Source organism: Rathayibacter sp. AY1F6, from assembly GCF_002932035.1.
Taxonomy (GTDB): Bacteria; Actinomycetota; Actinomycetes; order Actinomycetales; family Microbacteriaceae; genus Rathayibacter.
On the sequence record NZ_PSVD01000002.1, the window covers coordinates 265,333 to 290,321 of the forward strand.

Consider the following 24,989-nt stretch of genomic DNA (forward strand, 5'->3'; position numbering starts at 1 on the left):
CGTCGAGTAGTGGCCGCGGAAGTGTCCAGCCGCACGTGCGGCGCGGCGCTCCCCATGAACACGATGACCGGACACGAAGTGCCCGGTCTGGCGTGTCAGGCGAGGGTGAGGAAGAGCTTCTCGAGCTCTTCCACGGTGAGCTTGCGCGGAGAGGCGTCAGCCGCGACGTCGTCGGCGGAGTCCGCGTCATCGGTGATGAGGCATTGACGCATGGCGGTGGAGATGATCGCGAAGCCGGCCCGATCCAGAGCGCTGGAGACGGCGGAGAGCTGGGTGACGACGTCTCGGCAGTCACCGCCGCTCTCGACCGCGCTGATCACGGCGGTGAGCTGCCCCTGCGCGCGCTTGAGGCGGTTCGCGATCTTCCGGATGGCGTCCGTGTCGTGGAGTTGGCCAGCGGTGTCGGTCATGCTCGTTCTTCCTGTTCGCGGCGCGAGGTGCGCGTCGAGTGCTCTGATGCTGCGGGTGCGCGGTAGCTTCCGGATCAGAGTACCCCTGGGGGTATCGGCGTGGAGGCTGTGGGCGATTCTTGATCGCTTGGCGGCCCGTTGCGAGAGCGTCAGCGGGTGAGTAGTCCCGCGATGCTGACGGACGCGACGAACACGGCGACGAGGAGGACCATTACGGCGAACACGATCTTGACGGTTCTGTCCGGGAGGCGGGAGGCGTAGCGGGAGGCGATGAGGGATCCGGCGATCGCGGCGCCGCTGAACAGGAGGATGACGGGCCAGTCGAGGGTGGCACCGGGGAGGTGGGCGCTGAGGCCTGCGAGGGAGTTGATCACGATGATGACCAGCGAGGTGCCGACCGCGGTGCCGGCGGACAGGCCGAGAAGGAGGATGAGGGCGGGGGTGATGAGGAATCCCCCGCCGATGCCGAGCAGGCCCGTGAGGAATCCGACGACCAGGCCGACTCCGATCGCGCGGAGCGCGTAGAGGCGGACCCGGTGATCGTGTCCGGTGGGTGGGGCGGTGAGCATGCGGATACCGCCAGCGACCATGAGGGCAGCGAAGACCAGCATCAGCACGTCCGGGTCGAGGACCTTGTTGACCTGGGAGCCGACCCACGTGGCAGGGATTCCTGCGGCGCCGACGAGGGCGGCGGTGCGCCGGTCGATCGCGCGGCGCAGTCGAGGAATCACGGCGGTGAGCGCGGCCAGTCCGACCACGATCAGGGACGCGGGGACGGCCACGTCGGTCGACAGACCGACGCCGTAGACGAGCGCAGGGACGGCGATGATCGATCCTCCGGCGCCGACCAGGCCGAGGACTGCTCCGATGAGGAGTCCGAGAGGGAGGGAGATGAGGCTCATGCGCTCTTCCGGATTGTCGGGTGGATGAGGGCACTCTCCGCGAGGTCGGCGAGGGCCGCAGCGGCGAGGACGCCCGAGTGGCGGCGCACCACCTCGCCGCGGCGCAGGAGGAGGACTGTAGGGATCGACCGGATTCCGGCTGCTCGAGCGAGAAGCGGTTCGGCTTCGATATCCACGGCTGCGAAGAGGATCGACGGGTAGTGCTCGGAGAGGCTCGCGAACACGGGCGCAAGGGCTCGGCAGGGACCGCACCAGCTCGCCCCGTAGCTGATGAGGGCGACGTCGTGCGCTGTCGTCTCGGCGTCGAACGTGCCGGTGGTGAGGGTGTGGACGGTCATCGATCCGAAGTCAGGTGGTGGGGAGGCCGGCGAGGGTCCAGGCGTCCATCCCGCCGACCATCGTGTCGGCGGTGAAGCCGGCGCCGGCGAGTGCGGCCGCGGCGGCGGCGCTGCGGCGGCCGCTGCGGCAGACGACGATGATCGGCTGAGTGGGCGAGAGCTCGGAGAGGCGCTGCCCCAGCTGTCCCATCGGCACATGCAGGGCGCCGGGGATCATGCCGGTGGCGACCTCGTCGTTCTCGCGGACGTTGAGGATATGACTCGTCGGACGCCGACGGTCGGCTTCGATGACGGTGATCTCGTTCATCGGTTCTCCTTCAAGTGGTGAGCGGGGTGATGCCTCGCTGGGAGGGTTCAGCGAAGGGGTTCGCCGGCGGAGCGCCAGGCGGTGATCCCGCCGCGCAGGGAGTGGGTGGTGTAGCCGCGGTCGGCGAGAAGACGTGACGCGGAGGCGGAGCGGACGCCGGATCGGCACATGAGCACCACGGGACGGTCCTTCCGGACACCTGCGCTCGTGCTCTGCAGCGTGTCCAGCGGCACGTGCTCGGCTCCTGCAGCGTGGCCGGTGCGCCACTCCTGTGCGGTGCGGACGTCGACCAGGGTCGCGCCGAAGAGCACGAGCTCCTTCGCCTGCGCGACGGAGACAGTGTTGTAGGAGCGACGGAGCAGGCGGTCGAGAAGACCCATCAGGCTGCGCTCCGGACCGGGATCTTGGTGATGGCGCCGGTGGCTGTCGGCTCGACGGCGGCCTTGTTCCACGGCAGTCGTCCGAGGACGGAGGCCATCGGGCAGCTGTTCACCGCGGCCGAGAACGTCAGGCCCGCGCCGATCGCGTCGGGCAGCAGACGCAGCGGAGAGCCGATGACGCGTCCGCCGACAAGACCCAGGAGGACGAGGACGCCGGCGGCGAAGCGGACCTGGCGATCCATCGCCCATCGTTCAGCGCCTCGGACGACGTCGCCGCCGGCGGCGGCGTAGCCGGGCACTCCGTCGGCGAGGACGTAGGCGCCGGTGAGGCCGGTCGCGGCCAGGCGCTGTCGAGCCTGCTCCGCACGGACCCCGGACTGGCAGGCCAGCACGACGCGGCTTCCGAGGCGCTCGGCGAGCTGGTCGGTGTGCTCGGACAGCAGCGGCAGGGGCACGTTGAAGGAGCCGCGGATGTGCAGCGACTCGAACTCCGCTGCGGAGCGCACGTCGATGACGAGCAGGTCCTCGTGCTCGCTCACCCACTCCTGGAGAGTGCTCGAGTCGACGGTGAGAGGGGAAGAAGTGGTCGTCATGGTTGCCCTTTCGAGAGCGCGGAAACACCGAAGGCGGGCGTCGCCGATGGTGGGAAGCGAAGAGGTAGGCCGTGGCCAGCACGGGTGAGATGCCGGGCGGCGGGGCCCGGCAGCCCGGCGAGGGGACACTCGCGCTCGGGCCGGTGTCCGCCCGCCGCGCCCGAGTTCGGGCGCGTGAGTAGGACGCGCCAGGGTGGGGCGCGGCGGGCGGGACGCCGTGAGGAGGGTGTGTCAGGCGGTGGGTGCGTCGGCGTTCTGCTGGGCGCGGGAGTAGCCGAGGTAGCTGCCCTCGATCTCGATGACGGGGAACCCGGCGCGGCGCAGCGCCTGGCTGGCGATGATGTTGCGGGCGCCGCTCTGGCAGTAGCTGATGATCGTGCGGTCCTTCGGGAGCCGGTCGGTCTCCCACAGCACGCGTCCTGCGCCGATCCGGGTCGCTCCGGGGACGTGGCCGGCGGCGTACTCGCTCGCTTCGCGCACGTCGAGCACGAAGGCGTCCTCGATGTCCGCGACCTCGTCGGGGGCGATGGTGGCGGAGGGTCGCGTCTCGAGCCCGTCGAGGGTGGTGAGGTAGCCGGCGTAGGAGTCGATTCCGACGCGGATCAGGTGATCGCGCACGTGATCGGCCTGCTCCGGCCCGTCGACCAGGAGAAGAAGGGGGCGCTTCTCCTGCTCCGGGTCCACCGCCCAGGCACCCCACGCGGCGGTCTTCCCTGTCACGGGGATCGCCAGGGCACCGGGTACCGAGCCGGCGCGCACGTCGGCCGGGGCGCGGGTGTCCACCAGGATCACCTCGTCGTCGCGGAGCAGCTCGGCGGCGTCCTCGGACGTCACCGCCGCCAGTTCGGACAGGGGTCCGAGCACGGCCGGGCCGTCGCGGTTCTCGCGCTTCATGCGGGCGAAGTAGGCGTGCGCGTCGGGCTGCCCGTCGAGCAGCTCGCGGACGAACCCGTCCCGGTCATCCGCCGCGAGGTAGGGACCCCACCAGGTGTAGAGGCGCTCGTAGCCGACGGTGGTCGACGCGATCGCTCCGAGCGCCTTGCCGCAGGCGCTGCCCGAGCCGTGCGCGGGGTGGATCTGCACATGATCGGGAAGGGCGAGGAGGACCCGCCTGAGGCTGTCGAAGAGATCCTGAGCGCCCTGGAACCGCGTGTCCTGACCGCCCGCAGCCTCATCCAGCAGATCGGGGCGGCCGAGGTCGCCGACGAACACGAAGTCGCCGGAGAGCAGGTAGCCGGGATCTTGAGTGAGGGCGCCGTCGGTGACGAGGAACACGAGGTGCTCCGGAGTGTGACCCGGGGTGTGGCGGGCCTGCAGGCGGAGGTTGCCGATGGGGATGACGTCGCCGTCGTGCAGCCGGGTCGCGTCGAAGCCGTACTGCCAGTCGACGCCGCCCTCCCCCGATACGAAGATCTCTGCGTCGGTGGCGCGGGCGAGCTCGCGCGTGCCGGAGAGGTAGTCGGCGTGGATGTGGGTCTCGGTCACCGCGACGATGCGCATGCCGTTGCGGGCGGCGGTGTCGAGGTAGATCTGGACGTCCCGTCGCGGGTCCACGACCACCGCGTCTCCGGTGGCCTGGCAGCCGATGAGGTAGCTCGCCTGGGCGAGGTCGTCGTCGTACAAGCGTTCGAGCAGCATCACTTCCCCTTTCAGTAGGAGCTCGTGACCAAATTATACCCCCGGGGGTATTTTGTCGAGCGTGCTCAGGTGGGGGCTGGCCCTTCGGGCGAGCGAGCGCCGTCCGGCTGACAGCGGTCAGCCCGCCGGCACCGTCCGCATCTCCTCACCCACCGAGGTGTGCAGATCGCCGCTTCGACTGGAGCCCTGCGCCATCGATGAATCTGTCCGAGTGCGAATGACGGGGGTCCGTGTCACCATGACTGCATGGTTCCCACCCTCGAGGTACTGACGATTTCGAAGATCAGCGCTCGTCTCGCTGAACTTGAGGCACGCGCAGGGGCTTCGGTTGATGAGCTGCGCCAGCGCGCCGACCGGTACGAGCTGTCCCAGGAGGGACAGTCGATCCTGCGCAAGCTCGAGGACCTGACGTACCTGCGGGAGCATGCCGAGCGTTGACCCTGGCGGTCAGTCCGACGGGGACCTCGAAGAGAAGGTCTTCGACTTCATGCTCGAAATCATGGAGATGCTCGCGAAGATCATCCCCAACGGACTCGTCGGCCTAGAAAGCAGCGTGGTTCGCATGCGCGGCGGCGGTGTCGCCGTCACTGTCGAGCCCACCGAGGAGCTCGGGCTTCGTCTGGACATCGAGGGCACCGAGACCTTCCGTCTCGTCGTCCAGTATCGGCTGGTCCTGAGTCCGGTGAGCCACCTCGTCTCTGTGGAACGCTCGACGTTCAAAGTGAACGTGCGCGGCTCGGCCCGGCCGCTCTTCACCGTCGACTACCTCCGAGACAGCGGCAGCGACGTCCCCTCGGCGCACTACAACGTGCATGCCGAGCGGCAGGACATGACGGACGCCCTCGCCGCCACAGGAGCTCGACGTCGCGGCAAGATCTACCAGAAGCGCGTAGCGAAAGGTGACCCGCCGCGATTCGGCGATGTTCACTTCCCGACTGGCGGCCATCGGTTCCGACCGTGCCTCGAGGACGTGCTGGAGATGATGATCATCGAGTTCGGTATCGACACCATCAGTGGCGCGGGCGCCGCCCTTCACGAGGGTCGCCTTCGGTGGCGCAAGCGTCAACTCGCCGCCGCGGTGTCCGACGATCCGATGACCGCCGTGGCAGAGCTGGAGCGGCTGGGGTTCACTGTCGTTCCGCGCGACAGCGCCGAAATACTCCCGCGTTTCGATCGGCTCACCGCACTCTGAGGCTCACCCCCTCACCGCAGGTACGCTGGCAGCGCTCCTCCGCCGAGCCTCACCGTCAAGCGCTCCCGGGCGCCGCGAGCTCGCCGGTGATGTATTGCGCTCGGCCGAAACCGAAGGACCAGTCGGCCGCGGTGTTCTCGATGAAGCCGATGACGAGGTCGGCGCCGTCGATGCCGATCGCGTCCAGCGCGGCGGCGAGGGCGGCGAAGAACGCCTGCTTCTCCTCGGTGCTGCGGCCGGTCTGGGTGAAGATCTGGATGATGACGATCTGCTCGGACCTCTCGATGCCGAGTCCGACGTCCAGGGCGGTGAGTCGGCCGGGCTTGTGCTCGGTGACGATCTGGAAGCGGTCACGCTCCGGGAGGCCGTAGACCTCGACGAGGGTGCGCATCAGCGCGTCACCGAGTGCGGTGATCTGCTGGTCGGAGCGGCCCTCGATCAGGTCGATGCGGATGAGTGGCATGGTGACTCCTTCAGTCCGGGGCGTGCTCGCACCGTAGCTCCCGGCCAGCGCTGGGCTCTGCCTCTCCCCTGCGTCTCTTCTCAGCCGGTGCAGCACCGACGGGATTGGGCAGGCTCTCCTGGCTAGCGCTCCCGCGGGGCGGGTGCTTGCATGGCCCTCATGTCGACCCCGTCCACGCCTCCGCCCTCCTCGCCCCGCGCGGAACCGCACGACAGCGCGATCTCAGGTCGGCTGAACTGGTTGCGAGCGGGCGTGCTGGGCGCGAACGACGGCATCGTCTCGGTCGCCGCTCTCGTCGTGGGTGTCGCCGGTGCGACGACCGCGACGGCACCGATCCTGACGGCGGGTGTCGCGGGTGTCGTCGGCGGTGCGATCTCGATGGCGCTGGGCGAGTACGTGTCGGTGAGTAGCCAGAGCGACAGTCAGCGTGCGCTGATCACAAAGGAGCGCGTCGAGCTGGCCGAGGATCCCGACGGGGAGCTCGAAGAACTCGCCTGGCTGTACCAGGCGCGCGGTCTGACCCCGGAGACAGCGCATCAGGTCGCCCGCGAGCTGACCGAGAACGACGCTCTGACCGCACATCTGGAAGCGGAACTGGGGTTGAACGAGGAAGCGGTCGCCAGCCCGCTCGCCGCCGCCGGCGCCTCGGCGCTGGCGTTCCTCCTGGGAGCCGTGCTGCCGCTGCTGGCGATCCTGCTCCCTCCGCCGGACTGGAGGGTTCCGGTGACCTTCGCCGTGGTGCTGATCGCCCTCGCCGCGACCGGATACATCAGCGCACGGGTCGGCGGCAGCCCGGCTCTGCGCCCGATGATCCGCATCGTCGTCGGCGGCGCGCTGGCCCTCGCCGCGACGTTCCTGATCGGGTCGCTGCTCGGCACGTCCGGCGCGATCTGATGTCCCGGATCCTCGTCGTCGAGGACGACCCGCAGATGGGCGCCCTCGTCGAGCGAGGACTGCGGGAGGACGGCTACGACGTGCAACTCGTCGACAACGGTGTCGATGCGCTGATCGCCTTCACGGCGGAAGATGTCGACGTCGCCGTCGTCGACGTCATGCTGCCGGGGATGACCGGGTTCGAGGTCTGCCGTCGGATGCGCGAGTCGGGCAGCACCGTCCCGGTCGTGCTGATCACGGCGCGGGACGCCGTCGAGGACCGGATCTTCGGGCTGGACTCGGGCGCCGACGACTACGTCACCAAGCCGTTCCACTTCGGCGAGCTGAGCGCCCGGATCCGCGCACAGATCCGGCGCCGAGCCAGCGGCCCGCAGCCAGTGGTCCAGATCGGAGCGCTGCGCCTGGATGCCCTGTCCGTGCGCGCGACGGTCCGAGAGCGTCCCTTCGCGCTGAGTGTCAAGGAGCTCACGCTGCTGCGCTTCTTCGCCGTGCATCTCGATGAGGTACTGACCCGGACGGAGATCCTCGCCGAAGTGTGGGGGTCTACGGAGACGTTCGAGCCGACCCTCGTGGATCAGTACGTCAGCTACCTCCGCAAGAAGCTCGCCCTAGCCGACACAGGCCTCCGGATCACGACCGTCCGCGGCGCCGGATACCGGCTGGAGCGCGCCGAGTGAGGCTGCTGCGCTCCCTGTCGATCCGCTCCCGGATCACCCTCGGCAGCCTCCTCGTCGCGCTGATCGGGGTCGGCGTGATCACCCTCGTGCTGCACGGGCAGTTCCGCAGCATCGTCGTCGCGTCCGAGGTGACCCTCGCCGAGGGCGACCTCGCCCCGTATCTCGCCGATCTGGGATCGGACCCGACCGAGACCCCCGACCCTCCGGCCGAGGGGATCCTGATCTTCGCGCGCGCTCCCGGCGGGGCGGTCCCCGTCGATACGATGCCGCACGACGTCCACGAGGTTCTGGAGCGCAGCACCGGCAGCGACGGCACCTCGACGGTGATGACCGACGAGGACGTCCGGTTCACGATCGTCTCCCGGACCCTGGACACGAGTGCGGGTACGTGGGAGCTGTGGGCGGCTCGCAGCGGCGCCGGCAGCGACCTGACCGTCGCGGCCCTGGACCGGACGCTGCTCGTCAGCGCCGCGGCCCTCGTGATCCTGTCCGCCCTCGCCGCATGGCTGCTCACCGGCGCCGCCCTGCGTCCGGTCGAGCGGATGCGCCGCACCGCCGCGTCGCTCGGCGACCGGCACGGCGGCGAACTTCCCGTAGGCCCGGCGACTGATGAGCTGTCGGATCTGGCGGAGACGTTGAACGCGTTCATCGCCCGGACGCGGGACACCGCCGATCGGGAGCGGCAGATGGTGTCCGCGGCAAGCCACGAGATCCGCACGCCGCTGGCAGTCGTCATCACCCAGCTCGAACTCGCGCACCGGCACTTCGGCGACGCGGACGCCCTCGAAGAAGAGATCCGCGCCGCCGAGGGGTCCCTCGCCCGCCTGTCCCGCCTGGCGACGAACCTCCTGGAGCTCTCCCGGCTGGACGCCGCCCCGCCCGTCACCGCGCGCGCGACGGCGAGCGAGCTGGAGACCGAGCTGATGGACTCCGTCGACCGGCTGAGGACGATCACCGGCGGCACCGGCCCCGACATCGAGCTCGATACCGCGATCGAGCGCGCCGACGCGCCCTACCCGCTCTCGGTGAGCGCGTTCTCGCGGATCCTCGACAATCTCGGCGCGAATGCGATCGCCGCAACACCTCCTGCCGGACGCATCACCCTCCTGCTCGAGCAGCACGATTCCACCCTCGAGCTGAGCGTCCGGGACACTGGGCACGGCATCCCGGAGGAGTTCGTGCCGCACGCGTTCGAGCGCTTCTCTCGACCCGACGAGGCGCGCACCAGCCGCGACGGCGGCAGCGGGCTCGGGCTCGCCCTCGTCGCAGCTCTCGTTGACACCGCGGACGGATCGGTCACCATCGAGAACTGTCGACCCGCCGGAGTGAGGGTGACGGTCGTGCTGCCCGAGCGGTGACATGTGAGACCTCGAACACGAATCGGACTCCGGCGGGGAATCGGCACGCATCCCTCATAGTCGACACCAAGACTCCCCCGCGACGGTAGGAGCGCGCCCCCGGAAACCCGAGGTCGGCGCATGCGACACCGACCGGAGGGCGCCGCCGTGAGCACCACGATCCGACCGACCAACGCACCCGCACCCCACGCGCCGACCACGCTGCGGCGGTCGCAGGCCGACCGCGAGCGATCCCTGCGTCGGCGCCTGCGTTCCGCGGACGCGCTCGTCACCGCCAGCTGGGTCTCGGTCGCCCTCGCCATCGCGCTCTACCTCGCAGCCGGCGGGCCCGCGGAGGCCACCGATATCGCCGGAGCTCTCACGGCCGCAGGGATCGTCGCCGGCCTCGTCGGCACCGACCTGATCCTGGTCATGCTCGTCCTCGCCGCCCGGATCCCCTGGATCGATCACACCTTCGGCCAGGACACCGCGATGGCGCTGCACCGTCGCCTCGGCAAGCCCGCCCTGTCTCTGATCCTCGGGCACGGTGCCCTGCTCACCGTCGGCTACGCCCTCACCGATGGGCTGACGCTGTGGAACGAGACACTCACTCTGTACTCCGGCGCCGACATGCTCCTGGCGCTGCTCGGCAGCACCCTGCTGGTGCTCGTCGTCGTCACCTCCCTCGTCGCCGTGCGCCGCCGCTTCGCGTACGAGGCGTGGCACGCGATCCACCTCCTCAGCTACGCGGCGGTCCTCGTCGCCGTCCCCCACCAGCTCTCCGCCGGCCAGGTCCTCGCCGGGAGCACCCCGCAGCGCGTCTACTGGCTCGCCCTCTACGTCCTGGCGTTCGGAGCGATCGCCAGGTTCCGGTTCGCGGTGCCCGTACTCGCCACCCTGCGGCACCGGATCCGGGTCGAGGCCGTCGAGACGATCGCCCCCGGCGTCTTCTCGCTCCACCTCTCCGGCCGCGACCTCTCCCGCCTCGGCGTGATCGGCGGGCAGTACGCGATCTGGCGGTTCTGGAGCCGCGGCACCTGGTGGCATGCGCACCCGATCTCCTTCTCCGCCGTCCCGACCGACACCCGCGCTCGGATCACCGTCCGCGCACTCGGAGCCGGGACCGACCGTCTCGCACGACTGCGCCCCGGGACCGCGGTCTCGATCGAGGGGCCCTACGGGATCTTCACCGACGTCGCCCGCACCGCCCCGCGGCTCGCGATCATCGCCGCCGGCATCGGCATCACCCCCGCCCGAGCGCTCCTCGAGCACGGCGGCCTCCGACCCGGCGAGGCCACCGTCCTGCTGCGCGCCACCGACGACTCCCAGACCTACCTCTGGGACGAGACTCGGATACTGGTCCGCAGCAGCCGCGGCGCGCTGTTCGGGATGATCGGCCGGCGGCCCGCAGGGCTGGCGACGTGGATGTCCGCCGAGTCCGTCGCCCGAGGTGTGACGATCACCTCGGCACTGCCGGGCCTGCTCGAATCCGACCTGTTCGTCTGCGGTCCGACCGCCTGGGCCGACCTCGTCGTCCGCGACGCGCGAGCGGCAGGCCTGCCCGACCGGCAGATCCACGTGGAGAGGTTCGACTGGTGAGAACACGAGCAGCAGTCGCCAGCGTCCTCGCCTCCCTCGCCGTCCTCGTCGTCGGCTGGCAGATGGGATCCGCCGGCGCCACCGGGTCCCCGCTCGCCACCGGGACGAGCGACACCACAGCCACGGAAGGAGCGGCTCCCGCGGTGACCACGCCGACCCCGGCCGGCGCCCCCGCCTCGACGACGCCCTCCGCCGGCGCGCCCACCGACCCGTCGGCCGGTACGAGCTCGACGGCCACTGCGAGCCCGTCCGCCTCGGCCGACGGCACGTGGACCGGCTCATCTGTTCCGACTCGCTTCGGCGCTGTGCAGGTCGCGATCACCGTCGCCGGCGGGCAGATCACCGACGTCACGGCCGTGCACCTCACGGACAAGGACGGCCGGTCCGTGTCGATCTCGCACCGGGCCGCGCCGATCCTGCGTCAAGAAGTCCTCGCCGCCCAGTCCGCGAACGTGCAGGCGGTCAGCGGAGCGACCTACACCAGCGACGGGTACCTCACCTCCCTGCAATCGGCGATCGACCAGGCCGGACTCTGACCGTGCACACGTTCACGACGATGGGCACCGTCGTCAGCCTGCGCGCCGCCGACGACACCCCGGTCGGCGACGTCGAAGCCGTCTTCGCCGACGCCGACGCCCGCTTCAGCCTGTACCGGCCGGAGTCGGAGGCGTCCCGGATCGCCCGCGGCGAGCTCGCGCTGACGGCCGCGTCCGAGCAGATGCGGACCGCCTACACCGAATCGCTGCACTGGCGAACGGCGACGGACGGCGCCTTCACCCCGCACCGGCCCGACGGGGTCATCGACCTCGCCGGAACCGTCAAAGCGACCACCATGGCGCACGCGGCCCGGCTGCTCGGCGACGGCGAATGGCTCCTCGATGTCGGGGGAGACGTCCTCACCTCGCCCGCCGACAGCTGGACGATCGGGATCGTGGATCCCGGCGACCGGCAGGCGCTGCTCTGCATCGTCCCCCTCGGCGACGGTCGCCGCGCGATCGCCACCTCCGGGACCCCCGAACGCGGAGAGCACGTCTGGCGCCGACCTGCCGAGCCCGGTGACGTCCCCTTCGTGCAGGTGTCCGTGATCGCCGAGGACATCGTCACCGCCGACGTCCTCGCGACCGCGATCCTCGCCGGCGGCGTCGGGACGCTCGACACCGTCACCGACCGCTTCGAGGTCGACGTCCTCACCATCGACGCCGCCGGTGCCCTTCTCGTGACCGACCGGCTCCGCCGCCTGATCGCACCGGCGAGCCGGCACACGTCCTGACTCCGCTCGTTCGGCTCCTCGCATATCGGCGGTGAAGCGGGGAGTCGGCTCGGAGGACGGGCGAGTGATCGTTCGAGGACTCACACGAACACGTCCAACGGCAGAGCGCGCAGGGCGGGGCGCGTTAGCGTCACGAGGACAGCCCCCCTCTCGACCGAAGGCGCCCCCGATGAACGACTGGCAGATCAACGGCCTCCCCCTCCACCCGCTCCTCGTGCACGCCGTCGTGGTTCTGCTCCCCCTCGCCGCACTGATGCTCATCCTCGGCAGCCTCTGGCCGGCCGCCCGCCGCAAGTTCGGGATCCTCACCCCGATCATCGCCCTCGCCGCGCTGATCGCCGTCCCGCTCACCACGCAGGCCGGTGAAGCGCTCGAACGACAGACGGAGCCGTCCGCGATCCTCGAGAAGCACACCGAGCTCGGCGACCACCTGCTCCCCTGGGCTGCCGGCCTGTTCCTCGTCGCCCTAGTCCAGTGGCTCTGGTTCCGCCGCACGCGACGAACCGAGGACCGAGCCGCCACCACGCGCCGCCCCCTCGTCGGAATCGTGCTCGCCGTCGCAGCGATCGCCATCTCCGTCGGAGCGACCATCGACGTCATCCGCATCGGCGACTCCGGCGCACAAGCAGTCTGGTCCGACTCCACCTCGAGCACCAGCACCGATCAGGCACCCGCGCCCGACAGCGACGACGACTGACCCACCCGCTCTCGGGCACTGCCCTCTCCGGCTGACACCGCCCCCTCTTCGCAGGAGGATGGTGCGAGTGCCTCAGCACTCGACGCCATCTGCGAGGTCCTCGGCTGCCAGGTGGGCGACATCCTGACTCACGTGCCGGACGACGTCGGGAGCAGTACGGATCGGCTCGGTGACCGAGCGGCCCGCTGACACGTCGCACCTCGGTGGTCGACTGGTCACCGCGGGCGTCGTCCAGCTGGTGGCCGTCGTCGCGCTCAATGTGCTGGGGCCGATCGTGCCCGTCTGAAGGATCTCCGGCCCGAGCGCTCAGGGTCCACTGCGGTCCCCGATCTGTCGCCTCTGCTCGGCTGGGCGATCGCCGCGGCGGTGTTCCTCGTCTGGGCCTGGTCGACGGCGTGGCCGGCCGGCCCGGAACGCACCCGCGACCTCGCCCGCCACGAGGACCGGTCCCGGAAGCTGGTCGACTCGCTCATCATCGCCGCCACCTTCTTCAGCCTCGTCCTCGTGGTCGTCGCACTCCTCCGCAGCCAGCAGAAGGACCCCGTCGGATCCGCGGCCGCGATCCTCGCGGTCGTCGGGGTCGTCGCGGCCTGGGCGCTCGTCAACACCGTCTACGCCTTCAAGTACGCGCGCATGTACTACCTCGACGACCGCCACCGCTTCGACTTCGACCAGGACGAGGACCCGTCCTACAGCGACTTCGCCTACACCGCGTTCTCGATCGGGATGGCCTACAGCGCGAGCAACATCACCCAGTCCTCCACCCCCTCACGCCGGATCGCCCTGGCCCACGCCCTGGTGTCCTACTTCTTCGGCACCTTCGTCGTCGCCGTCGCCATCAATCTGATCATCGGCCTCACCCAGGGAGGGTGAGGATCGCCGCACATCCGCAGGCAGGAGTGTCGGAGCTCGATACTGATGTCATGGCATCACCGCTCGTCTCCGACGTCGCTCACTCCGGTCTCACCGTGGCCGACCTCGACGACGCGCTGGTGCTGTGGTGCTCCGGTCTCGGGTTCGTGCTCGAGCGCACCTTCACGCTCGACGTGGAGGTCACGGCGGCGACCACCGGCGTTCGTGGAGCCGTGATCCGCGCAGCGACGGTGACCCTCGGCCCCCACCGGGTGGAGCTGCTGCAGTACGACCCGCCCCGACAGCTCGAGTCCGCCGGCTCGCCCGCACAGGTCGGCACGGTGCACATCGCGCTCACGGTCTCGGACCTCGATCGTGTCCTCGAGCTCTGCGCTGGACACGGTTGGAGACCGGTCGGGACACCTCACCGGATGACCGCTGGCGCCCGAGCCGGCACGCGCATCATCTACCTCGAAGGTGCCCTCGGCGGGTTCCTCGAACTGATCGCGCCCCCGCAGCTCCCGTAGGCCGCGTCGGCCGATCGCGTCGACGGCCCGACCTCTCAGCCCGCCAGCCTCGCCATCCACTCCTCCACCGCGTCGGGCGTGCGCGGCATCGCCGCCGAGAGCAGGATCGACGACGTCTCCGTCACGACGAGGTCGTCCTCGATCCGGATGCCCAAGCCCCGCAGCTCGGCGGGGACCGTCAAGTCGCCGGGTTGGAAGTAGAGGCCCGGTTCCACGGTGAGCGTGTGGCCGGCCGCGAGCACTCCGCCGAGGTACGTCTCGTGCGGAGCGTGGTTGCAGTCGTGCACGTCCATCCCGAGCATGTGCCCGGCGCGGGAGATGCTCCACCGGCGGTGGTACGACGCGGACGGGGCCATGGCCTCGTCGACGGAGCAGCGGATCAGGCCGAGGTCGATCAGCCCCTCGGTGAGGGCTTGCCCGCACGCGTCCTGGTAGTCCTGGAAGCGCACTCCTGCGCGCAGGGAGTCGATGCCGGCCTGCTGCGCGCGCAGCACGATCGAGTACACGTCCCGCTGCAGCGGGGTGAACTCTCCGCTGACCGGGACGGTGCGGGTGATGTCGGCGGCGTAGAGCGAGGGCAGCTCCACTCCCATGTCCATCAGGACGAGATCGCCGTCGGCGAGGGGCCCGGTGTTCCGCGTGTAGTGCAGGGTCGTGGCGTGCGCTCCCGAGGCGACGACCGATCCGTAGGCCGGCCCCTGTCCCTCGACCAGGGCGCGGCGGGCGAAGGTGCCCTCGAGGTAGCGCTCGCCGCGGGGCATCACGCGGGCGACCGGCCACGCCTCGAGGCAGTCGTCGAATCCCCGCGCCGTGCCGTCGACGGCGAGCTGCAGCCGTCCGATCTCCCAGTCGTTCTTGATCAGGCGCAGCTCGTCGAGCGTCGCCTTGAGCACGAGGTGCGGTCCGAGCTCCGGTCCGCAGATGCTCCGCACCAGCTCGTCGACGCTCTCGTCGAGGGTGGGCAGGACCCGGATGCGCCGGGCCCGCCGCGCGGCCCGCTCCACGTCGCGGGTGAAGTCGGCCAGCGGCCGGGTCTCGATGCCCAGTGCCGCCTGCGTCTCGGCGAGCGACGGCCGCGGACCGACCCAGAGGTCGCCGAGCGCGTCGTTCTGCCAGAACTCGTCGCCGTCGCGGCCGGAGGGAGCACGCAGGTACAGGATCGAGCCGGCCTCCCCTCCCGTCGTGTCGACGACGAGCACGCTCTCGGCGACTCCGTTGCCCGTCAGCCACACGTGGTCGGTGCCCGGGCGGAAGCGGTGGTCGCTGTCGTTCGAGCGCACCCGCGGCAGGCCGGCGGGGATGATCAGCAGCTCGGCGGGCAGCGCCTGCGCCAGTCGCGACCGGCGCTCCGCGGTGTAGGCGAGCACCGGCTCGTCGGGGTCGATCACCGGCTCCGGATCGGCCCAGCCGGCGGTCATGAACGCGCCGTCCCCGGGGAGCGGACTGCGGTTCACGGCCCTCGGCATGCTCCAGAGTGCGGACTCCTCGGCCCGGGCCTCCTCCACCGCGCTCACGCGCCCGTCCGCTCCAGCGCGTCGGGCAGCTCCTCGAGCCAGGCCGCCCGGTCGGCGTCGAGTGGAGCCAGCGGCAGCCGCCCCAGGCCGTCCGGCAGCGGGATCGCCGCGAGCAGCGCTCGCGTGTACGGATGCAGCGGGCTCTGCCACACCGTCTCGGTGTCCCCCGACTCCACGACCCGGCCGCGGTACATCACGAGCACCCGGTCGGCGATGCGCCGGACCACCGAGAGGTCGTGCGAGATGAACAGCATGCCCGCGCCGGCCTCGACGCTGAGCGAGCGCATCAGCGCGGCGACGCTCGTCTGGGTCGAGGCGTCGAGGGCCGAGATCGGCTCGTCGGCCACGAGCATCCGCGGCCTCGCCGCCAGTGCCCGCGCGATGGCGATGCGCTGCTTCTGGCCGCCGGAGAACTCGTGCGGGAACCGGCTCGCCATCGCCGGGTCGAGCCCGACGCGGCGCAGCCAGTCGGCCGGGTCCGAGCCCTCGGCGCCCCGGGCGAGCGCCGCCCGGACGCCGTCGCCGATCTGCTCGCCGATGCGGCGACGGGGGTTCAGCGAGGAGTTCGGGTCCTGGAAGACCATCTGCACACCGGTCATCGCCGGACTGCGCCGACGGAGTCCGAGCGCGGGCACGTCGACGCCGTTCAGGCGCACGTCGCCACCGCGGCGCTTCTCGATGCCGACCACGGCGCGCGCGAGGCTCGACTTGCCGCAGCCGCTCTCGCCGACCAGCGCGACGACCTCGCCCGCCGCCACCCGGAAGCCGACCCCGTCGACGGCACGCAGCGGCGGTCGCCGCCCGTACTCGACGACGATGCCGTCGGCCTCGAGAACCACACCCGCGCTCATCGCGCACCCCTCTCGACGTCGCCTGCCGTGGCCGCGCCCGGATCGTCCGCGGCGGCGGCCCTCTCGTGCCCCTCGACGAGCTCGGCGACCAGCTCCTCCGGGCTCTCCTCGAAGCTCGAGCCGGGCAGAGCCGCGAGCAGCGCCCGCGTGTACTCGTCCTCGGGTGCGGTGAACAGCCGCTCGCGCGGAGCCGACTCCACGACGAGCCCCTGGCGCATCACCGTCACCTCGTCGGCCACGGCGCTCATCACGCCGAGGTCATGGGTGACGAGCAGGATGCTCAGCCCGCCGTCGTCGACCAGCTCCCGCAGCAGCTGCAGCACTCCGGCCTGCACGGTCACGTCGAGCGCGGTCGTCGGCTCGTCGGCCAGCAGCACCGAGGGCTCGCACGCGAGCGCCACCGCGATCGCGATGCGCTGCCGCTGACCTCCGGAGAACTGGTGGGGGTAGCGCCCGAGGGAGGCCCGGGCGTCCGGCACCCGCACCCGCTCGAGCAGGGCCTCGGCCCTGGACCGCGCGGCCTCCTTGCCGAGACCGAGGTGGTGGCGCAGGTGGTCGGTGAGCTGGCGGCCCACGGTGAGCTGCGGATGCAGGCTCGTCGACGGGTCCTGGAAGACCATGGCGACCCGGCGTCCGCGCACCGCGCCGAGCACCTGCCGGGACGCGCCGACGAGCTCCGTCGTGCCGTCGCCGGTGTCGTCGGCGAGACGGATGCTCCCGCTGGCCGTCATCGATCCGGGCAGCAGTCCGAGCACCGCCAGGGCGGTCATGGTCTTGCCCGAGCCCGACTCGCCGGCGAGACCGTGGATGCCGCCGCGGCGCAGCGCCAGATCGATGCCGTCCACGACGGCGTGGCTGCGGGTGCGGATGCGCAGCCCGCTGATGGTCAGTGCGTCGCTCACAGCGTGGCGCCTCCTCCGCGGATCGTCTGCGACCGCGGGTCCAGGGCGTCGCGCAGGGCGTCGCCGACGAAGTTGAACGCGATGACGACGGTGAGGATGGCCAGGCCCGGGAAGACCCCGATCCACCACGCGTCGAAGTTCTGGATGGCGTCCGACACCATCGAGCCCCACTCCGCGGTCGGCGGCTTCGCGCCGAGCCCGAGGAACGACAGGCCCGACAACAGGAGGATGGCCGTACCGATGTCGAGGCTCGCCAGGACGAGCACCGGGCCGACGATGTTGGGCGCGATGTCGCGGACGAGGGAGCGCAGCGGCGAGAAGCCGAGCAGCTGGCCGGACACGACATAGTTCGACGAGCGGAGGCCGAGCACGAGGCCTCGGGTCAGCCGGGCATAGGACGGCCACGACACGATCAGCGCCGCGAGCACCGCGTTCAGGAGCGACGCTCCGAGCGCGGCCGCGATCACCATCGCCAGGATGACCGTGGGGAACGCCATCACGAGGTCGGTGATGCGCATCGCGACCTCGTCGACCGCACGGCCGAGGAATCCGGCGACGGATCCGACGATCGCGCCGATCAGCACCGACATCACGACGAGCAGCAGGGCGAGCGGGATGGTGACCCGGGCACCCCAGATCACCCGCGAGAACACGTCCCGGCCGAGCGCGTCGGTCCCCATCAGTGTGCCCTCGCCGGGCGCCTGGAGGAGGGGCAGGTCCTGCGCGAGCGGATCGTGCGGGGCGATGACGGGGGCGAGCACGGCGATGAGGATCCAGAGCACGCCGACGGCGGCGCCGAGGAGTCCGAGCGGCGCCGACCAGCGACCCAGGCGCAGGCGGGGGCGGCGCAGGCGGAGGCCGGGGGCGGCGACCGGGTCGAGCACTCCGGCACCGACGCCGTCGCGCGGACCGGCCGGAGCGCCGTCGCGCGGGTCGGACCGGGTGGTTCGCGGATCCTTCACGAGGCCAGCCTCACTCTCGGGTCGAGAACGCCGTACAGCAGGTCGACGATCAGGTTCACGAGCAGGTACATCACGCCGATGAGCAGGCCGACGCCCATGATGCCTCGTAGGTCGAGGTGCGACGCGGCCTGGTAGGCGTAGGAGCCGATCCCGGGCCAGCCGAAGACCGCCTCGACGAGCACGGTGCCGCTGAGCAGGCTGCCGAAGGCGAGGCCCACGACGGTGAGGATCGGGATGCTCGCCCCGCGCAGCACGTAGGAGAAGGTGACCGCGCGGTTCGGCAGCCCCTTCGCGCGGGCGGCCCGCACGTAGTCCTGGTCGAGGATCTCGAGCACCGCGGTGCGCACGAACCGGGTCAGCAGGCCCACCGTGTAGAGCGTCAGGACGAGGACGGGGAGGAAGAGGTGCGACGCCGCGTCGAGGAAGGTGTCGAGCTGGCCGGCGAGCAGGGCGTCGACCGTGTAGAGGCCCGTCACCGTCGGCGGCGTGGTGAAGTCGCTGCTCAGCCGGCCGGATCCCGGCGCGATCCGGAGCTGGAAGTAGAGGACGTAGTAGAGAACCAGCGCGAGCCAGAAGGTCGGCACGCTGAGGCCGGCCAGCGACACGACGCGCAGAACGTGGTCGGAGGCCCTGCCGCGCCGGTAGGCGGCGACGGTGCCGAACAGCACGCCGATGATCACGCTGAGCACGATGGCGCCGAAGGCGATCTCGAGGGTGGCCGGCAGCGCCTTCGCCAGGTCGGCGACCACCGGGTTGTGCGTGGTGGTGGAGACGCCGAGGTCGCCGTGCAGCAGGTTGCCGAGATAGGTGAAGTACTGCACGACGAGCGGCTGGTCGAGACCGTACTGGGCGCGGAACCGCGCGACGATCTCCGGATCCTCCGCAGCGCGCTGGCCGAGGGCGGCCGCCACGGGGTCGCCCGGCACGAGGTTGGTCAGGATGAAGGTGACGAGGGTCACGCCCACCACCAGCAGCAGCGAGGTGAGCACGCGGCGGAGCGCGTAGCGGAGGAACGGGTGGGCCGCCCGGCCCCCGCGCTGACGCGGGGTCCGGACGGCCGTCGTGGTGGTGGACACGGGCTACTGCGCGGTGAGGGCCGCGATGTCGATGGTCCACACCGCGTTGTAGACGACACCCGAGACGTCCTTCGCCGCGGCGATGTTGTTGCCGGGCTGGAGCAGCGGGATGAAGGGGCCGTCGGCGTTCAGCGCGGTCTGCAGCTCCTCGAAGCGCGACTGACGCTCGTCGTCGCTGCCGCCGGTGGCCGCGGCGTCGGCCAGCGCCGAGATCGCGGGGGCCGCACCGTCGGTCCAGCCGGAGCGGAGGCCCACGACGTCGCCCGGGGTGAAGACGAGGTAGTCGCTCGGGTCCGGGTAGTCCGGGCCCCAGTACCAGAGGCCCATGGTCTCGGTGCCGTTGCGGTAGGCGTCGAGCTCGGTGGCGACGGGGGCCGGGGCGAGCTCGACGGTGATGCCGGCGTCCTTGAGCTGCGACTGGATGCGCTGCGCGATGGTCGGGAAGTCGATGCCGTTCAGGCTGATGTCGCTCGGGAAGTTGAGCGTCACGGACTCGCCGGCGTAGCCGCTCTTCGCGAGGTCCGCCTTCGCGGCGTCGAGGTCCTGGGTGAGCGCGCCGCTCTCGGGCAGGGCGCCGAGCAGCATGCTCGGGATGACGCCGGACGCTTGGGCGGTGCCGTTGCCGGCGATCGAGACGAGGTCGTCGTAGTCGACGGCCTCCTTCACGGCCTTCACGAAGTCGGGGTTCGACGTGATCGCCGAGACGCTCGGGTTCTGGTTGAGCAGCAGGAAGATCACGTTCGCCGACGGGTCGCTGGTCACCGCGACCGAGTCGCCGAGCGCCTCCGCCTGAGTGCCCGAGAGGTCCAGCGCCACATCGGCGCTGCCGCCCTCGACGTTGATCTTCTGGGTCGCACCCTCGACGTTCTGGATGACCACGCGGCCGTAGCCCGGGGCGTCGCCGTCGTAGTTCTCGTTCGCGGTCAGCACGACCTGCGAGGCGAGGTCGAGCGTGTCGAGCACGTACGGGCCGGAGCCGGCGGAGGTGGTGTTGAGGAACGTCTCGGCGGTGTCGGTCTCGTCGGTGGTGCCGCCGTTCTCCTTCACGACCTTCGAGTTCAGGATGCCGAGCGCCGAGTTCGCCAGGATCGCCGGCAGGGCGGGCGTGGGGTTCTCGGTGGTCAGCACCACCGTCGTGTCGTCCTTCTTCGTGACGGTGACGCCGTCGAGGAGGAACGAGGGGTTGCCCTTGAGGCCGATCACGCGCTGCAGCGAGAACACCACGTCGTCGGCGGTCATCGCGGTGCCGTCCGAGAAGGTGTGCTCGCCGTTCAGGGTGAGGGTGAAGGTCTTCGCGTCGTCGGACTGCTCGAGGCTCGCGAGGCCGTCGACGACCTGCGAGACGTCGCCGCCCTCGAAGGTGAGGAGGGTCTCGTAGAGCGCCTTGTCGACCATCTGGCCGGTCGGCTCGTACATGCGGCCCGGGTCGGCGGTCTTCAGGTCGAACGCCTTGTTGATGGTGAGCGTCGCGCTACTGCCGTCGGCGGTGTCGACGCGGCCCGAGGAGCAGCCCGCCACCAGAAGGGCGAGGGAGACCGCCGCAGCGGCGATCACCACTCGCGTCGGGGCGGAGCGCGGGGTGCGGGTGGAGCGGACAACCATGGAGGCCTCCTGGCGAGGGTTCGGCTGGACGTGTTGCGAAACGATGGCACATCGCGACGCACTCCGTTTCCAGAGGGCCGCTATCGTGGACGAACTGCCGCCCGCAGCGATGAAGGAGTGGATTATGTCGATCACCGATCCGGCCGCCGGTGCGGTCGCTGGACAAAGCGCGGGCGGGCTCGACGACCTCAATCTGCGCATCCTCGCCGTCCTGCGCGAGAACGGGCGCATCTCGATGTCCGCCCTGGCCGAGCGGGTGAACGTCTCGCGGGCGAGTGTCTACAACCGGGTCGAGCAGCTCACCGCATCCGGCGTCATCACCGGATTCTCGGCCCTGGTCGATCCGGGGAAGGTGGGGCTCGACGTCTGCGCCCTGGTGTTCGTGACGGTGCACCCGCAGTCGTGGCACCGGTTCCGCGAGGGCATCCTCCAGATGCCCGACGTCGAGTACTGCTGCATCACGACCGGCGAGCACGACGCGATGCTCCTGGTCCGCTCGCTCGACATCGGCGGCGTGCACGACTTCGTCACCGGCGTGGTCGCGGCCCGGCCCGAGGTGAAGTCGGTGGTCTCGGTCGTCGTGCTCGACGAGGTGGTGCGCAAGGCCTACCTGCTGCCCTCCGACATCCCCGACCGCTCCGGATCGACGAACCGGCTCGGCATGACGCGGTTCACCACCGCGGGGAACGGCCGCGACGCGGCGCGCTGAGCGTCAGACCTCGACGCAGATGCTGACGTGGTCGTCGCCGTCGATCTCGAACTCCTCGACGAGCCGCAGCAGGCCTTCGCCGTCGAGCTCGACCCGGCTGCCGCCGGTGCCGCTGACCACGGTCCCGCCGTCGATCAGCTGGTGCACGAACGAGACCTGCAGGGCGTCACCCGTGCGCGTGCCCACGAACCGGCCGAAGGTCACGGTGTCGCCGACGTAGTCGCCCCAGACAACTCCGTCGCGCTCGGAGTAGCGGAACCGCGACGGCGACTCCGGGTCGACCGCGCTGTTGGTCGAGGAGGTCATCACGAACTCGCGGCCGTCGAGACTGGGGGCAGTGGTGGCGTCGTTCACTTCATGGAGTATGCCGGAGAGGTCGGGGTGTCCTGGCCGCGGGCCGATTTCGTCTCATCCTTCGGGTCGCGAACCCGTGGAACTGGACGAAAGTGTCGTCACGGCGTCCCTCCACGGTTCATTCGTCTACGGTCGCGGACCGACCGACGTCGCTCGGATCGAGCCGAAGGCCCTCCGGCGTGGAGCGGGCGACTCCACGGACAGGACGTCGTCCGGTGTCTGCGAGGCGTCCGGACCCCCCCGGCCGCCTCGATGCTCCAGCGATTCGTCCGCGATCGGATTCTTTCCCGTACTCTCAAAACCCGTACGGGGAATGAATCGGGGCTCATTCGCAGCCGATTCGTATTCAGCATCTTGGGGGCGCAATGGATCCGCAGCAATCGGTGAACAGTGATCGCGCCGTGTGCGCCCACGCGAGGAGCGGCGGATGACCGGGTCGAGTGCGACCGGCGCCGTGGTGAAGCGCCCCGAGTCGCGGGAGTGGATCGACTTCGCCAAGGGCGTCGCGATCAGCCTCGTCGTGCTCTACCACTCGTCGTTGTTCCTCGGATTCTTCGACCTCGCGGGGTACGTCCCGAAGCTCCGGACCGTGCTCCTCTACTTCCCCATGCCCGTGTTCTTCTTCATCGCGGGCCTCACGGCCGCCCGGATGCTGACGTGGACGTTCGCCGAACTGTGGCGCCGCAGAGTCCTCGCGCTGGTGTACCTCTACCTGCTGTGGTCGTTCATCCGGGTCGTCTTCTACCTCATCGTCCCGTTCTCACGGTCGGAGGCGACCTCGCCGACGGACCCGCTCAACGTGCTGGTGCTCCCCATCCTGCCGTCGAGCAGCTACTGGTTCATCTGGGCTCTCGCGATCTTCAGCATCCTCGCCTGGCTGATCCGCAAGGTGCCCCGGTGGATCCAGCTCTCGGTGGCCGGGCTGCTGGCCGTCGCGGCGACGACCACCGGCCTGCTGGACACCGACAACATCGGCTGGGACCGGGTGCTCCAGAACTTCATCTTCTTCCTCGTGGCGATGTTCATCCCCCGCACGTTCTACCGCTTCGCCGCTCGCGTGAAGCTCTGGCAGGCGCTCGCGCTCGCGGTGGCCTACCTCGGCATCATCGCGGTGATCGTCGCCTTCGACGCCAACCGCATTCCGGGCGTCATCCTGATCGCCAGTTCGGTCGCGATCATCGCGGGCATCGCCGGCTCCCAGTACCTCGTCAAGGTCCGCGCACTGAAGATCTTCGTCACCATGGGGCAGCAGAGCTTCCAGATCTACCTCCTGCACCTCTTCGTGATCGCTGTCGTCGTCGCATTCGTCCCCCTGCTCGGCGAGACGAATGTCCCACCCCTTCCGGCGACGGTCTTCCCGGTCGCCCTGACGGTGTTCTCCCTCTGGGCGTCGCTGTTCATCTTCCAGTCGCTGCGGCGCTTCTCCTGGCTGTGGGTGAGCCCGTTCAGCACCGGCAAGTCCCAGAAGAAGCGCCTCGCCGCCAGGAATGCGAGATCAGCCGAGGTCCAGCCCACCGCGGTCGAGTCCGCAGCTCCTGTCGCCCCGGCCGATGAGCCCGCTGACGCGGGGACTGCGGGCAGACCGGAGAAGGACTGACCGGCGAGCACCTCCCGGGCGACTCCCCGGGCGGCCCTTCTGCAGGCCCGAGTCGTCTCGGGCGCTGGTGAGTCCGCCTCAGACCGGGCCGGCCCGCGCTGCTCGGTCTCGGGCGAGCCGAGGGAGCAGTCGGACGAGGACGACCATGCCGACGAGTTCCACGAGAGTCTGCGTGACGACGACGACGGGCGCGAGCGACAGCGGTGCCGGGAGCGCGAGTGCGAGGGGCAGCACGACGAGCGAGTTGCGGGTCGCGCCGCTGAACACGAGGGCGCGCGTCGCGGGCACGTCGAGCCGGAAGACGCGTCCAGCACCCAGCCCCAGAGCGGTCATGACCACGAGGAATCCCGCGTAGAGCGGGACGAGGACGAGAAGCCGGCCGGCCGAGGCGCCCACGGCGCCGGCCTGGGAGGCGACGACGGTGAAGAGCGTGGCCGTCATGAGCGGCACCATGAGCCCGAGCATCGTGAACTCGACGATTCGGCCGGCTCTGTGTCGGCGCGCCAGGGCCTGCACCAGCCCGGCCGCAGACAACGGCACCACGATCAGCAGCAGGAACGCCCGCGCGAACGGACCGGCGTCGACCACCGCCACCCCCGCAGGACCGATGAAGAGCAGCAGATACACGGGGAGGAGGAGGATCTGCGCGAGCATCAGCAGCGGTGCGGCGGCGAGCAGCCGGTCGGACGCCCCTCCGGCGAGCCCGGCGAACACGATCACGTAGTCGATGCACGGCGTCAGGAGCACCAGGAGGACCCCGAACAGCAGCACCGGAGTGTCGGCGACGAATCGGGACAGCCCGTAGGCGACGAGCGGCACGACGACGAAGTTCAGCACCCCGACCGCGGCGAGGAAGCGGCCGTCGCGCAGAGACCGTCCGATCGCGGCGAACGGGACCCCGAGGAACGTGGCGAACAGCAGCAGCGCGAGCACCGGTTCGATCGCGACCTCGAGGTGGTGCGCGGCGGGCAGCAGCAGTCCGAGAGCGGCGCCGGCGGCGATCGCGGCGAGGTAGAGCGGGATCTGGCGGTGCTCGAGCCAGGCGACGAGCGCTCTCACGACAGCAGGTCGGCGAGAAGGAGAGGCACGGGTGCAACGGTAGAGGTCCGAACCGCTTGAGGGTCGCTGCTCTGCCGCTCGTCGCGGCGGAGGGGCTTCTCCCTCGACCCCGCCCCGGTGAACGGTCCGGGCCGAGACCTTGGACGATGCGGCCCAGCCAGGATCCGCTCCCGCACGGTCCTCCCCGTGAGACGCGCCCAGGACGAGACGCCGTCGACAGCTCTTTCCTGCGTCACTCGACGGTCCTCATAAGCTTTCGCAACTTCTGGTGCAGAGGTGTCGGAAAG

30 protein-coding genes are annotated in these 24,989 nt (G+C 70.5%); 14 read left to right on the top strand and 16 right to left on the bottom strand.

Annotated features, from left to right (window positions below; genetic code table 11):
* Positions 1 to 95: 95 nt before the first annotated feature.
* The 7 genes from C5C44_RS03335 to C5C44_RS03365 all read right to left on the bottom strand — a co-directional run bounded on the left by C5C44_RS03335 (position 96) and on the right by C5C44_RS03365 (position 4,568).
* Positions 96 to 410 carry a metal-sensitive transcriptional regulator gene (locus C5C44_RS03335; RefSeq protein ID WP_104268943.1) on the bottom strand — a complete coding sequence of 105 codons (315 nt, stop codon included), beginning with the start codon at positions 408 to 410 and terminating at the stop codon, positions 96 to 98.
* 149 nt (positions 411 to 559) lie between these two features.
* Entirely contained in the window at positions 560 to 1,312 is a 753-nt protein-coding gene (locus C5C44_RS03340; RefSeq protein ID WP_104335287.1) for a sulfite exporter TauE/SafE family protein, read from the bottom strand.
* Positions 1,309 to 1,650 (bottom strand): co-chaperone YbbN, encoded by a 342-nt coding sequence (locus tag C5C44_RS03345; protein ID WP_104335288.1) that lies wholly within the window; start codon positions 1,648 to 1,650, stop codon positions 1,309 to 1,311. Before C5C44_RS03345 ends, C5C44_RS03340 begins: the two co-directional genes overlap by 4 nt.
* A 10-nt stretch (positions 1,651 to 1,660) precedes the next feature.
* Positions 1,661 to 1,957, bottom strand: a complete 297-nt coding sequence (locus tag C5C44_RS03350; RefSeq protein ID WP_104335289.1) for a rhodanese-like domain-containing protein — start codon at positions 1,955 to 1,957, stop codon at positions 1,661 to 1,663.
* 47 nt (positions 1,958 to 2,004) lie between these two features.
* Complete coding sequence (locus tag C5C44_RS03355; protein WP_104335290.1) at positions 2,005 to 2,337, bottom strand: rhodanese-like domain-containing protein; 333 nt, start codon at positions 2,335 to 2,337, stop codon at positions 2,005 to 2,007.
* Complete coding sequence (locus tag C5C44_RS03360) at positions 2,337 to 2,930, bottom strand: rhodanese-like domain-containing protein (protein ID WP_104335291.1); 594 nt, start codon at positions 2,928 to 2,930, stop codon at positions 2,337 to 2,339. Before C5C44_RS03360 ends, C5C44_RS03355 begins: the two co-directional genes overlap by 1 nt.
* A 231-nt stretch (positions 2,931 to 3,161) precedes the next feature.
* A complete protein-coding gene (locus C5C44_RS03365) occupies positions 3,162 to 4,568 on the bottom strand; it encodes a rhodanese-like domain-containing protein (protein ID WP_104335292.1) in 1,407 nt (468 codons plus the stop codon).
* A 246-nt stretch (positions 4,569 to 4,814) separates the two neighbouring features.
* Here C5C44_RS03365 and C5C44_RS03370 point away from each other — a divergent pair, with 246 nt between their 5' ends.
* Positions 4,815 to 5,006, top strand: coding sequence for a hypothetical protein (locus C5C44_RS03370; RefSeq protein WP_104268950.1), 192 nt, complete (start codon positions 4,815 to 4,817; stop codon positions 5,004 to 5,006).
* Positions 4,993 to 5,760, top strand: coding sequence for a hypothetical protein (locus tag C5C44_RS03375; protein ID WP_104273010.1), 768 nt, complete (start codon positions 4,993 to 4,995; stop codon positions 5,758 to 5,760). The genes C5C44_RS03370 and C5C44_RS03375 overlap by 14 nt, the downstream gene beginning before the upstream one ends.
* Before the next feature lie 55 nt (positions 5,761 to 5,815).
* On the opposite strand, the gene C5C44_RS03380 is transcribed toward C5C44_RS03375, so the two are convergent.
* Positions 5,816 to 6,223 (bottom strand): tautomerase family protein, encoded by a 408-nt coding sequence (locus tag C5C44_RS03380; RefSeq protein WP_104268952.1) that lies wholly within the window; start codon positions 6,221 to 6,223, stop codon positions 5,816 to 5,818.
* A gap of 150 nt (positions 6,224 to 6,373) precedes the next feature.
* Between C5C44_RS03380 and C5C44_RS03385 the strand changes: the two genes are divergently transcribed.
* From C5C44_RS03385 to C5C44_RS03430, 10 genes are all read left to right on the top strand, one after another.
* Positions 6,374 to 7,117 carry a VIT1/CCC1 transporter family protein gene (locus C5C44_RS03385; RefSeq protein WP_104268953.1) on the top strand — a complete coding sequence of 248 codons (744 nt, stop codon included), beginning with the start codon at positions 6,374 to 6,376 and terminating at the stop codon, positions 7,115 to 7,117.
* Positions 7,117 to 7,794 (top strand): response regulator transcription factor, encoded by a 678-nt coding sequence (locus C5C44_RS03390; protein WP_104273009.1) that lies wholly within the window; start codon positions 7,117 to 7,119, stop codon positions 7,792 to 7,794. Before C5C44_RS03385 ends, C5C44_RS03390 begins: the two co-directional genes overlap by 1 nt.
* Positions 7,791 to 9,152: a cell wall metabolism sensor histidine kinase WalK gene (locus tag C5C44_RS03395; protein WP_104226517.1), complete on the top strand. Its 1,362-nt coding sequence runs from the start codon at positions 7,791 to 7,793 to the stop codon at positions 9,150 to 9,152. Before C5C44_RS03390 ends, C5C44_RS03395 begins: the two co-directional genes overlap by 4 nt.
* A 147-nt stretch (positions 9,153 to 9,299) precedes the next feature.
* Entirely contained in the window at positions 9,300 to 10,730 is a 1,431-nt protein-coding gene (locus C5C44_RS03400; protein WP_258066642.1) for a ferredoxin reductase family protein, read from the top strand.
* Positions 10,727 to 11,266 (top strand): FMN-binding protein, encoded by a 540-nt coding sequence (locus tag C5C44_RS03405; protein ID WP_258063405.1) that lies wholly within the window; start codon positions 10,727 to 10,729, stop codon positions 11,264 to 11,266. Before C5C44_RS03400 ends, C5C44_RS03405 begins: the two co-directional genes overlap by 4 nt.
* A gap of 2 nt (positions 11,267 to 11,268) precedes the next feature.
* Positions 11,269 to 12,000, top strand: a complete 732-nt coding sequence (locus C5C44_RS03410; RefSeq protein WP_258066643.1) for an FAD:protein FMN transferase — start codon at positions 11,269 to 11,271, stop codon at positions 11,998 to 12,000.
* 169 nt (positions 12,001 to 12,169) lie between these two features.
* Positions 12,170 to 12,697, top strand: coding sequence for a DUF2231 domain-containing protein (locus C5C44_RS03415; protein ID WP_104226519.1), 528 nt, complete (start codon positions 12,170 to 12,172; stop codon positions 12,695 to 12,697).
* Between the two features lie 18 nt (positions 12,698 to 12,715).
* Positions 12,716 to 12,886, top strand: coding sequence for a helix-turn-helix transcriptional regulator (locus tag C5C44_RS17515; RefSeq protein WP_104335336.1), 171 nt, complete (start codon positions 12,716 to 12,718; stop codon positions 12,884 to 12,886).
* Between the two features lie 150 nt (positions 12,887 to 13,036).
* Positions 13,037 to 13,570, top strand: a complete 534-nt coding sequence (locus C5C44_RS03425; protein WP_258066651.1) for a DUF1345 domain-containing protein — start codon at positions 13,037 to 13,039, stop codon at positions 13,568 to 13,570.
* Positions 13,571 to 13,620: 50 nt separating this feature from the next.
* The gene (locus tag C5C44_RS03430; RefSeq protein ID WP_104223254.1) at positions 13,621 to 14,076 is read left to right on the top strand and encodes a VOC family protein; all 456 of its coding nucleotides are present in this window, start codon (positions 13,621 to 13,623) and stop codon (positions 14,074 to 14,076) included.
* Between the two features lie 35 nt (positions 14,077 to 14,111).
* Here C5C44_RS03430 and C5C44_RS03435 read toward each other — a convergent pair whose 3' ends face one another.
* The 6 genes from C5C44_RS03435 to C5C44_RS03460 are packed head-to-tail and all read right to left on the bottom strand — an operon-like array spanning position 14,112 to position 20,983.
* Positions 14,112 to 15,590 (bottom strand): aminopeptidase P family protein, encoded by a 1,479-nt coding sequence (locus C5C44_RS03435; RefSeq protein ID WP_219827822.1) that lies wholly within the window; start codon positions 15,588 to 15,590, stop codon positions 14,112 to 14,114.
* Positions 15,587 to 16,441, bottom strand: coding sequence for an ATP-binding cassette domain-containing protein (locus C5C44_RS03440; RefSeq protein ID WP_104239496.1), 855 nt, complete (start codon positions 16,439 to 16,441; stop codon positions 15,587 to 15,589). The genes C5C44_RS03435 and C5C44_RS03440 overlap by 4 nt, the downstream gene beginning before the upstream one ends.
* A complete protein-coding gene (locus C5C44_RS03445) occupies positions 16,438 to 17,343 on the bottom strand; it encodes an ABC transporter ATP-binding protein (protein ID WP_104223256.1) in 906 nt (301 codons plus the stop codon). The genes C5C44_RS03440 and C5C44_RS03445 overlap by 4 nt, the downstream gene beginning before the upstream one ends.
* A complete protein-coding gene (locus C5C44_RS03450; protein WP_258066644.1) occupies positions 17,340 to 18,305 on the bottom strand; it encodes an ABC transporter permease in 966 nt (321 codons plus the stop codon). The genes C5C44_RS03445 and C5C44_RS03450 overlap by 4 nt, the downstream gene beginning before the upstream one ends.
* Positions 18,302 to 19,381, bottom strand: coding sequence for an ABC transporter permease (locus C5C44_RS03455; protein WP_104335295.1), 1,080 nt, complete (start codon positions 19,379 to 19,381; stop codon positions 18,302 to 18,304). The genes C5C44_RS03450 and C5C44_RS03455 overlap by 4 nt, the downstream gene beginning before the upstream one ends.
* Positions 19,382 to 19,384: 3 nt before the next feature.
* Positions 19,385 to 20,983, bottom strand: coding sequence for an ABC transporter substrate-binding protein (locus tag C5C44_RS03460; RefSeq protein ID WP_104335296.1), 1,599 nt, complete (start codon positions 20,981 to 20,983; stop codon positions 19,385 to 19,387).
* 124 nt (positions 20,984 to 21,107) lie between these two features.
* On the opposite strand from C5C44_RS03460, the gene C5C44_RS03465 reads away from it, so the two are divergent.
* Positions 21,108 to 21,692, top strand: coding sequence for an Lrp/AsnC family transcriptional regulator (locus C5C44_RS03465; protein ID WP_104223259.1), 585 nt, complete (start codon positions 21,108 to 21,110; stop codon positions 21,690 to 21,692).
* Positions 21,693 to 21,695: 3 nt separating this feature from the next.
* Here the strand turns inward: C5C44_RS03465 and C5C44_RS03470 are convergent, their stop codons facing one another.
* The gene (locus tag C5C44_RS03470) at positions 21,696 to 22,046 is read right to left on the bottom strand and encodes a hypothetical protein (RefSeq protein WP_258059427.1); all 351 of its coding nucleotides are present in this window, start codon (positions 22,044 to 22,046) and stop codon (positions 21,696 to 21,698) included.
* Between the two features lie 427 nt (positions 22,047 to 22,473).
* On the opposite strand from C5C44_RS03470, the gene C5C44_RS03475 reads away from it, so the two are divergent.
* Positions 22,474 to 23,643: an acyltransferase gene (locus C5C44_RS03475; RefSeq protein ID WP_104260246.1), complete on the top strand. Its 1,170-nt coding sequence runs from the start codon at positions 22,474 to 22,476 to the stop codon at positions 23,641 to 23,643.
* 78 nt (positions 23,644 to 23,721) lie between these two features.
* On the opposite strand, the gene C5C44_RS03480 is transcribed toward C5C44_RS03475, so the two are convergent.
* Positions 23,722 to 24,702 carry an arsenic resistance protein gene (locus tag C5C44_RS03480; RefSeq protein ID WP_104335297.1) on the bottom strand — a complete coding sequence of 327 codons (981 nt, stop codon included), beginning with the start codon at positions 24,700 to 24,702 and terminating at the stop codon, positions 23,722 to 23,724.
* Positions 24,703 to 24,989: the final 287 nt, after the last annotated feature.